This window comes from Streptomyces sp. NPDC048411, from assembly GCF_040704695.1.
Lineage (GTDB): Bacteria > Actinomycetota > Actinomycetes > Streptomycetales > Streptomycetaceae > Streptomyces.
In genome coordinates this window covers 1-9191 of record NZ_JBEZKL010000200.1, presented here as the reverse complement: position 1 = coordinate 9191, position 9191 = coordinate 1, and the positions used below count along the sequence as shown (strand labels likewise).

Annotated in this window: 8 protein-coding genes and 1 pseudogene; 7 read left to right on the top strand and 2 right to left on the bottom strand. The window is 69.2% G+C overall.

Going from position 1 to position 9191, the window contains the following annotated elements:
• Positions 1 to 324 precede the first annotated feature (324 nt).
• Both AB0915_RS36455 and AB0915_RS36450 read right to left on the bottom strand, forming a co-directional pair.
• Positions 325 to 1266, bottom strand: a complete 942-nt coding sequence (locus tag AB0915_RS36455) for a cation diffusion facilitator family transporter (RefSeq protein WP_366695296.1) — start codon at positions 1264 to 1266, stop codon at positions 325 to 327.
• A 269-nt stretch (positions 1267 to 1535) separates the two neighbouring features.
• A pseudogene (locus tag AB0915_RS36450) lies at positions 1536 to 1757 on the bottom strand (NAD-dependent epimerase/dehydratase family protein); the annotation flags it as partial.
• Positions 1758 to 2096: 339 nt separating this feature from the next.
• On the opposite strand from AB0915_RS36450, the gene AB0915_RS36445 reads away from it, so the two are divergent.
• From AB0915_RS36445 to AB0915_RS36415, 7 genes are all read left to right on the top strand, one after another.
• Positions 2097 to 3857: a DUF5941 domain-containing protein gene (locus AB0915_RS36445; RefSeq protein WP_366695294.1), complete on the top strand. Its 1761-nt coding sequence runs from the start codon at positions 2097 to 2099 to the stop codon at positions 3855 to 3857.
• The gene (locus AB0915_RS36440) at positions 3854 to 4591 is read left to right on the top strand and encodes a phosphocholine cytidylyltransferase family protein (protein WP_366695292.1); all 738 of its coding nucleotides are present in this window, start codon (positions 3854 to 3856) and stop codon (positions 4589 to 4591) included. Before AB0915_RS36445 ends, AB0915_RS36440 begins: the two co-directional genes overlap by 4 nt.
• Positions 4579 to 5640: an iron-containing alcohol dehydrogenase family protein gene (locus AB0915_RS36435; RefSeq protein ID WP_366695290.1), complete on the top strand. Its 1062-nt coding sequence runs from the start codon at positions 4579 to 4581 to the stop codon at positions 5638 to 5640. Before AB0915_RS36440 ends, AB0915_RS36435 begins: the two co-directional genes overlap by 13 nt.
• The gene (locus AB0915_RS36430) at positions 5618 to 6397 is read left to right on the top strand and encodes a CDP-alcohol phosphatidyltransferase family protein (protein ID WP_366137886.1); all 780 of its coding nucleotides are present in this window, start codon (positions 5618 to 5620) and stop codon (positions 6395 to 6397) included. Before AB0915_RS36435 ends, AB0915_RS36430 begins: the two co-directional genes overlap by 23 nt.
• Positions 6394 to 7278 (top strand): glycosyltransferase, encoded by an 885-nt coding sequence (locus tag AB0915_RS36425; protein WP_366695288.1) that lies wholly within the window; start codon positions 6394 to 6396, stop codon positions 7276 to 7278. The genes AB0915_RS36430 and AB0915_RS36425 overlap by 4 nt, the downstream gene beginning before the upstream one ends.
• Before the next feature lie 106 nt (positions 7279 to 7384).
• Positions 7385 to 8314: an ABC transporter permease gene (locus AB0915_RS36420; protein WP_366695286.1), complete on the top strand. Its 930-nt coding sequence runs from the start codon at positions 7385 to 7387 to the stop codon at positions 8312 to 8314.
• On the top strand, positions 8307 to 9092 hold the full coding sequence (locus AB0915_RS36415; RefSeq protein WP_366695284.1) for an ABC transporter ATP-binding protein: 786 nt from the start codon (positions 8307 to 8309) through the stop codon (positions 9090 to 9092). The genes AB0915_RS36420 and AB0915_RS36415 overlap by 8 nt, the downstream gene beginning before the upstream one ends.
• Positions 9093 to 9191 lie beyond the last annotated feature (99 nt).

The window sequence follows — 9191 nt, the reverse complement described above, 5'->3', positions numbered from 1 at the left end:
CTGCCTGGCGACGCCTGGCACGCACGCGCGCTGCGTTGTCGGGCTCGCCCCGATACGCCCAGTATCGGGGCGACCCTCCGCCTTGCGATCGCACGGACCAGACGCCGCCAGGCCCGCCCTACGGGCGGACGGCGCTACTTTCGAAACACGCCCTAGCCGGGAACCCGGGAGCTGAAGAAGGACCGGATGCTGCGCCGGGCAGGCGCCGTCGCGACGGTCATCTACCTCAGCTCCTCTCTCAGGCAGGGGGAGGCACGTATACCTCTGTGCAGGACCCTACACCCGCGCCCGGACGGCAGTTCGGGTACCGCGCTGAATCGCCGTTCAGTGGCAGAGTCCGGCCTCGTGCTCCGCGTGCCCGCTCGGCTCCAGCTGGAACGTGCAGTGCTCGACGTCGAAGTGGTCGCCGAGACAGCCCTGCAGCTCGTGCAGCAGCTTTTCGTGCCCCATCGAGTCGAGCAGCTCCTGCTGCACCACCACATGGGCGGAGAGCACCGGCATCCCCGAGGTGATGGTCCAGGCATGCAGGTCATGGACGTCCAGCACCCCGGGCAGGGCGGTGATGTGGGCCCGTACCTCGCCCATGTCGACGCCCTTGGGAGCCGCCTCCAGCAGCACATTGAGCGTCTCCCGGAGCAGCTTGACCGTACGGGGGACGATCATCAGACCGATCAGCAGCGAGGCGATCGGGTCGGCGGCCTGCCAGCCGGTGGCCAGGATGATGCCGGCCGAGACCAGCACGGTGACCGAGCCGAGCGCGTCGGCGAGCACCTCCAGATAGGCGCCGCGCACATTGAGGCTGTCCTTCTGCCCGCGCACCAGGAGCGACAGGGAGACCATGTTGGCGGCCAGGCCGACGAGGGCGAAGACGATCGTCAGTCCGCCCCGGGTCTCGACGGGTGTGATGAAGCGCCCGACCGCTTCGTAGAGCAGATAGCCGCCCACGCCGAGCAGCAGCAGGCAGTTGGCCAGAGCGGCGAGGATCTCGGCCCTGGCGTAGCCGAAGGTTCGATTGAGTCCGGCCGGCTTGTTGGCGAAGTGGATCGCCAGCAGCGCCATCCCCAGCCCCAGCGCATCGGTCGCCATATGGGCGGCGTCGGCGATCAGTGCGAGCGAGTCGGAGAGCAGACCACCGATGATCTCCAGGACCATCACGGTGAGTGTGATGTACAGCGCGATCCGCAGCCGCCCCTTGTACGCCGCGGCAGCGGTGCCGGTGGGCGGCGGCCCGCCGTGCGAGTGCCCGTGATCGTGCCCTACCCCCATGGGGACGCCTCCGGTCGTCTTGCGGAACCGGACCCGTATCGGCCCGAGAAGGCCAGTGAACTACGGGTAGGGGGTATCGGGCAACACGGCACTGAACACCGTTGTCATATGCCCTGACCTGCGGAAACGATTGCAGGTCAGGGCGGTGCACCGTTCAGGCGCGGATCATGTGGCGAGTACCTCGGGGTGGCGCAGGCACCAGCCCTCCCAGGCCGACTCGACCATCTCCCGCACCCCGCGCCGGGCCGTCCGGCCCAGCTCCTCGGACCTGCGAGATGCGCCACACCCGTCACCGCGTGCCCGGCGAGCGTACGGTCGAGCAGCGCGCGGTCGGCGGCCGAGCCGCGGATCAGTGGTACATCGGCCGGGAGCCGGTCGCGGATGTCGGTCGACAGGTCGTCGAGCACGACCACCCGCTCCCCGGCGGCCGCCATGGCCCGCACCACATGTGCCCCGATATATCCCGCTCCGCCTGTGGTCAGCCATGTCATACCCGTCAGCCTGGGTCTATGTCGCTGCGGCGTGTGAGCCGAGGCGGAGCCCGGTACCCCCGCGGTTTGTGAGCCGGGGCCGGGATCGACGATGATGATCGCGGGCGGCGCCGCATGATGCCGGTCTGCCTCGAACGGAGCATAAACGGGCAGTGAACTCCCGCTTCCGTTCATCCGATAGCCTCTGCCGACGTGCCGCCGGCCCGCATCCGGGCCGCACTGCCGCGCGCCGACCCTGTCAGCACCAAGGAGTGAGTTCGTCTGTCGACCGCCATCCTCACCGGTGCACCGGTACCCGGATCGTCGCTCGCGGACGATCTGCGGTCGCTGGGCTTCGACGTGCAGGCCGCCGCTGATGTCACGGAGGCCGCCGAGCTGCTCTCCGCGGCTCCCGCCGACGCCCGCGTCGCGCTCGTCGATCCCCGCTTCGTCGGACACGTCCACGCCCTCCGGCTCGGGCTGACCGACCCCCGCTTCCCGGCCGCCACCGTCCCCGGTGCGCTCACCGCGCAGCCGGAGGCGCGTCCCGCGCTCGCCCGCGCCCTGCGCAGCGCCACCGCGGCCGTCGGTGCGGGAATCCCCGTGGGGCCGGCCGGCGCCGCGGACACCGTACCCGTCACCGACCGCACCGTGCCGGGCCGCCTCGCCGTCGCGCTGGAGGCCGAGGGCACCGCCGTGCAGCGCCCGGAACTCGGCTCGCTCGTCGCGGCCGTCCCTGTCGACCAGGCCGTCCGCGCCACCGCGCAGTCCGCCGTGGCCGCGGTCGACGAGGAGGCGGTACGGCTGCGCAGCGCCGTGAAGGCCCGCGACGGCTTCTTCACCACCTACTTCATCAGCCCGTACTCGCGCTACATCGCCCGCTGGTGCGCGCGCCGCGGCCTCACCCCGAACCAGGTCACCACCGCCTCCCTGCTCACCGCGCTGATCGCGGCGGGCTGCGCGGCGACGGGCAGCCGCGGCGGGTACATCGCCGCCGGACTGCTGCTGCTCCTCTCCTTCGTTCTGGACTGCACCGACGGGCAGCTCGCCCGCTACTCGCTGCAGTACTCGACGATGGGCGCCTGGCTGGACGCCACGTTCGACCGGGCCAAGGAGTACGCGTACTACGCGGGCCTCGCCCTCGGCGCGGCCCAGGGCGGCGACGACGTATGGGCGCTCGCCCTCGGCGCGATGGTGCTGCAGACCTGCCGCCATGTCGTCGACTTCTCGTTCAACGAGGCCAACCACGACGCGGTCGCCAATTCGAGCCCGACGGCAGCCCTCTCCGACAAGCTCGACAGCGTCGGCTGGACGGTCTGGCTGCGCCGGATGATAGTGCTGCCGATCGGCGAGCGCTGGGCGATGATCGCCGTGCTGACCGCGGTGACGACCCCGCGGATCGTCTTCTACGCTCTGCTGATCGGCTGCTCCGTCGCCGCCTGCTACACCACCGCCGGCCGCCTGCTGCGCTCGCTGACCCGCAAGGCGCAGCGCACCGACCGGGCCGCCCAGGCGCTTGCCGACCTCGCGGACTCCGGGCCGCTGGCCGGCCTCGTCGCGGCGAGGGGTCCCCGTATCCGGGGCGGATGGGCCGCCCCGGTGGTGGCCCTCGTCGGTGCGGCCGCCCTGATCGGCGCCGCTCTGCTGCAGCCGTTCGGCAGCCGGCAGATGATCGTCGCCGCGGTGTTCTACTCGGTCTGCTCCGGCATCGCCGTCGCCCGCCCCCTCAAGGGCGCACTCGACTGGCTCGTGCCCCCGATATTCCGGGCGGCGGAGTACTGCACGATCCTTGCTCTGGCCGCCCGCAGCGACGTCGATCAAGCCCTTCCTGCGGCTTTCGGGCTGATTTCGGCCGTCGCCTACCATCACTACGACACGGTGTACCGCATTCGCGGGGGCACCGGCGCGCCGCCCCGGTGGCTGGTGCGAACGATCGGTGGGCACGAGGGCCGGACCCTGGTGGTGGCCGTACTCGCCGCCGTACTCACTCAGCATTCAGGTTTCACCATGGCACTCACCGCTCTCGCGGTGGCCGTGGCCGTGGTGGTGCTCGCCGAGTCCATCCGCTTCTGGGTGTCCTCCGGAGCACCTGCCGTTCACGACGAAGGAGAACCCGCATGATCGGCCTCGTACTCGCAGCCGGTGCAGGACGGCGTCTGCGCCCCTACACCGACACGCTTCCGAAGGCCCTCGTGCCCGTCGACGGCGAGAAGACCGTGCTCGACCTGACGCTCGCCAACTTCGCGGAGATCGGTCTCACCGAGGCCGCGATCGTTGTCGGCTACCGCAAGGAGGCCGTGTACGACCGCAAGGCCGAGCTGGAGGCGAAGTACGGCCTGACGCTCACCCTCGTCGACAACGACAAGGCCGAGGAGTGGAACAACGCCTACTCCCTGTGGTGTGCCCGTGAGGTCCTGAAGCGGGGTGTCATCCTCGCCAACGGCGACACCGTGCACCCGGTCTCCGTGGAGAAGACGCTTCTCGCCGCCCGCGGCAACGGACAGAAGATCATCCTCGCCCTCGACACGGTGAAGAACCTCGCCGACGAGGAGATGAAGGTCATCACCGACGGCGACAAGGGCGTCCAGCGGATCACCAAGCTGATGGACCCGGCCACGGCGACCGGCGAGTACATCGGCGTGACCCTGATCGAGTCCGAGGCCGCCGAGGAGCTCGCCGACGCCCTGAAGGCGACGTATCTGCGCGACCCCGACCTCTACTACGAGGACGGCTACCAGGAGCTCGTCAACCGCGGCTTCACCGTCGACGTCGCCCCCATCGGCGAAGTGACATGGGTCGAGATCGACAACCACGACGACCTCGCGAAGGGCCGTGAGATCGCGTGCCAGTACTGAGCCGGCTCATCCCGTCCCCAGTCGTCGTCGACATCCGCCGCGGCGCCCTGGACGACCTGGCCGGCCTCCTCGCCGACCAGCGGATCTCCGCCTCCGGCAAGCTCGCCGTCGCGATCAGCGGCGGCTCGGGCCGGGTCCTGCGCGAGCGGCTGTCCCCGGTGCTGCCTGGCGCCGACTGGTATGAGGTCGCCGACGGCACGATCGACTCCGCCGTGCGGCTCGCCGACGAGATCAAGGGCAACCGGTACGACGCCGTGGTCGGCCTCGGCGGCGGCAAGATCATCGACGTGGCGAAGTACGCGGCGGCGCGCGTCGGCATGCCGATGGTCGCGGTTGCGACAAACCTCTCGCACGACGGTCTCTGCTCGCCCGTGGCGACCCTGGACAACGACAACGGGCGGGGCTCGTACGGGGTCCCCACCCCGATCGCCGTCGTCATCGATCTCGACATCATCCGCGAGGCGCCCGCCCGCTTCGTCCGCTCCGGCATCGGCGATGCGGTCTCCAACATCTCGTGCGTGGCCGACTGGGAGCTCGCCCACGGTGTCAACGGCGAGGAGATCGACGGGCTCGCGGCCGCCATGGCCCGGCAGGCGGGTGAGGCCGTGCTGCGCCACCCCGGCGGGGTCAGCGACGACGCCTTCCTGAAGGTACTGGCCGAGGGCCTGGTGCTCACCGGCATCTCCATGTCGGTCGCCGGGGATTCCCGGCCGGCCTCGGGCGCCTGCCACGAGATCAACCACGCCTTCGACCTGCTGTACCCCAAGCGCGCTGCCAGCCACGGCGAGCAGGTCGGCCTCGGCGCCTGCTTCGCCATGTATCTGCGAGGTGCGCGCGAGGAGTCTCTGCTCATGGTGACGACCCTGCGCCGGCACGGGCTGCCGGTCCTGGCCGAGGACATCGGCTTCGCCGCCGACGAGTTCGTCCAGGCCGTCGACTACGCCCCGCAGACACGTCCGGGACGCTTCACGATCCTCGAACACCTCAACCTGTCCACCGACCAGATCAGGGACGCGTACGCCGACTATGCCAAGACCATCAGTAGCTGAACTCCGTCCTGTCGTTCACCCGGAAGGTGTGAAGGACCGGCGCAGCGGTGAACACTGGGCCGGGCGCATGTACATGCGGGAGATCTCGCTGCGCATAGACCGTTACCTGGTGAACACCAAGATCACGCCGAACCAGCTGACCTATCTGATGACGGTCTGCGGCGTCCTCGCCGCCCCGGCCCTGCTGGTGCCCGGGATCACGGGTGCCGTCCTCGGGGTGGTGATGGTCCAGCTCTATCTGCTGCTCGACTGCATCGACGGCGAGATCGCCCGTTGGAAGAAGCAGTTCTCACTCGGCGGCGTCTACCTGGACCGTGTCGGCGCCTACCTCTGCGACGCCGCGGTGCTGGTCGGCTTCGGCCTGCGCGCGGCTGATCTGTGGGGATCCGGGCGGATCGACTGGCTGTGGGCCTTCCTCGGCACCCTCGCTGCCCTCGGCGCTGTTCTGATCAAGGCCGAGACCGACCTCGTCGGCGTCGCGCGTCACCAGGGCGGACTGCCGCCCGTCAAGGAGGCGGCGTCGGAGCCGCGCTCGTCCGGTCTGGCGCTGGCCCGCAAGGCCGCCGCGGCGCTGAAGTTCCACCGCCTGGTGCTCGGGATCGAGGCTTCCCTGCTGATCCTGGTCCTGGCGGTCCTGGACGCGGTCAGGGGCGACCTGTTCTTCTCCCGGCTCGGCGTCGCCGTGCTGGCCGGTATCGCCCTTGTACAGACGCTGCTGCACCTGGTGTCGGTCCTGGCATCGAGCAGGCTGAAGTGAGCACCCCCATGAAGCTCGGCGCGGTCATCATCACGATGGGCAACCGTCCTGACGAGCTGCGCGCCCTCCTCGATTCGGTCGCCAAGCAGGACGGCGACCGGATCGAGGTGGTGGTCGTCGGCAACGGTGCCCCGGTCCCGGACGTCCCCGCAGGGGTACGGACCATCGAGCTCCCCGAGAACCTCGGCATCCCCGGCGGCCGCAACGTCGGCATCGAGGCGTTCGGCCCGTCCGGCGCCGACGTCGACGCGCTGCTCTTCCTCGACGACGACGGACTGCTGCCGCTGACCGACACCGCCGAGCTGTGCCGGCTGGCGTTCGAGCGGGACCCGAAGCTGGGGATCATCAGCTTCCGGATCGCCGACCCGGACACCGGCGTGACCCAGCGCCGCCACGTGCCACGGCTGCGCGCCGCCGACCCGATGCGCTCGTCGCGCGTGACGACTTTCCTGGGCGGCGCCAACGCCGTCCGTACCCAGGTCCTCGCCGAGGTCGGCGGGCTGCCGGGCGACTTCTTCTACGCGCACGAGGAGACGGATCTCGCCTGGCGGGCACTGGACGCCGGCTGGCTGATCGACTACCGCGCCGACATGGTCCTCAACCACCCGACCACCGCCCCGTCCCGGCACGCGGTTTACCATCGCATGGTGGCCAGGAACCGGGTCTGGCTGGCGCGCCGCAATCTGCCTGCGCCTCTGGTCCCCGTCTACCTCGGCGTCTGGCTGCTGCTGACGCTGCTCCGCAAACCCTCGGGCCCCGCGCTGAAGGCATGGTTCGGCGGCTTCCGGGAAGGCTGGACCAAGCCCTGCGGACCACGTCGTCCGATGAAGTGGCGCACGGTATGGCGGCTGACCAGACTCGGCCGACCTCCCGTGATCTGAGAAGCTCTCCTCTGAGAGCATGAGGCGTATTTTTTTCTTACGGAACCTGTCCGCCTGAACCGCGACCGCGACTGGCTGCGCATCTTGAATACGAGAGTTTCATCTGGTGAGTGACACAACCCATGACGGTGCGGTCGCGCTGAGCACCCCGCCATCCGCCGACGACGGCCTGAGCGCCGCCGCACTGGCAGGCAAGTACGGCCTGACGGTGAGCGGCGCCCGGCCCGGGCTGTTCGAGTACGTGCGCCAGCTCTGGGGCCGCCGCCACTTCATCATGGCGTTCTCCCGGGCCAAGCTGACCGCCCAGTACAGCCAGGCCAAGCTCGGCCAGCTGTGGCAGGTGGCCACGCCGCTGCTCAATGCACTCGTCTACTACTTGATCTTCGGGCTGATCCTCGGCACCAGCAGGGGAATGAGCAAGGAGGTCTTCATCCCGTTCCTGGTGACCGGTGTTTTTGTCTTCACCTTCACGCAGAGCTCGGTGATGGCGGGTGTGCGGGCGATCTCCGGCAACCTCGGGCTGGTGCGCGCACTCCATTTCCCGCGTGCCTCGCTGCCCGTCTCGTTTTCGCTGCAGCAGCTCCAGCAGCTGCTGTACTCGATGATCGTGCTGGTGATCGTGGCCGTCGGCTTCGGCAACTACCCGTCGCTGTCCTGGCTGCTGGTGGTGCCCGCGCTGGTCATGCAGTTCGTCTTCAACACCGGTCTTGCGCTGATCTTGGCCAGGCTCGGCAGCAAGACCCCGGACCTGGCCCAGCTGATGCCGTTCATCATGCGCACCTGGATGTACGCATCCGGTGTCATGTTCTCCATCACGGTGATGCTCAAGGACCAGCCGGAGTGGGTCGGCAGGGCGCTGCAGTACAACCCGGCGGCCATCTACATGGACCTGATCCGCTTCGCGCTGATCGACGGCTACGGCTCCGAGAACCTGCCGCCGCACGTGTGGATCGCCGGGCTCGCCTGGGCGGCCTTCATCGGCCTCGCGGGCTTCGTGTACTTCTGGAAGGCAGAGGAACGGTACGGCCGTGGCTGAGGACAACACTTCGGGGCGCATCCCCACCGTCATCGCCGACGATGTGCACATCGTGTACCGGGTCAACGGCGCAGGCGGAGGCAAGGGCAGTGCCACCGCGGCGCTGAGCCGCATACTGCGCCGCGGCAAGGGCGAGGCGCGGGGAGTCCGGAAGGTGCACGCCGTACGCGGTGTCACCTTCACCGCCTACCGGGGGGAGGCCATCGGCCTCATCGGCACCAATGGCTCCGGCAAGTCGACCCTGCTGCGGGCCATCGCGGGTCTGCTGCCGACCGAGCGCGGCAAGGTGTACACGGACGGACAGCCGTCGCTGCTCGGTGTGAACGCGGCGCTGATGAGCGATCTGACCGGCGAGCGGAACGTGGTGCTCGGCGGGCTCGCGATGGGAATGACGCGCGAGGAGATCCGCGAGCGCTACCAGGAGATCGTTGACTTCTCGGGCATCAACGAGAAGGGCGACTTCATCACCCTCCCGATGCGGACGTACTCCTCGGGTATGGCCGCCCGGCTCAGGTTCTCCATCGCCGCCGCCAAGAACCACGACGTTCTCATGATCGACGAGGCGCTGGCCACCGGTGACCGCAAGTTCCAGATCCGCTCCGAGAAGCGCATCCGCGAACTGCGCAAGGAGGCCGGCACGGTCTTCCTGGTCAGCCACAGCAACAAGTCCATCAGGGACACCTGCAACCGGGTGCTCTGGCTGGAAAAGGGCGAGCTGCTGATGGACGGCCCGACCGACGAGGTCCTCAAGGCGTACGAGCGGGAGACCGGAAAGTAGGCCCTCCGCCGTCCTCCCTCGTCACAGCGGCCTCCGCCGGAGTGCTCCGGCGGAGGCCTCATCGCCTATCTGGTGAATAACGGCAACAAGAGCAAAATG

Coding starts and splice junctions, on each gene's coding strand:
- AB0915_RS36440 (WP_366695292.1), top strand. CDS start 3,854: ATGATCGGCCTCGTACTCGCAGCCGGTGCAGGACGGCGTCTGCGCCCC.
- AB0915_RS36430 (WP_366137886.1), top strand. CDS start 5,618: ATGCCAAGACCATCAGTAGCTGAACTCCGTCCTGTCGTTCACCCGGAA.
- AB0915_RS36455 (WP_366695296.1), bottom strand. CDS start 1,266: ATGGGGGTAGGGCACGATCACGGGCACTCGCACGGCGGGCCGCCGCCC.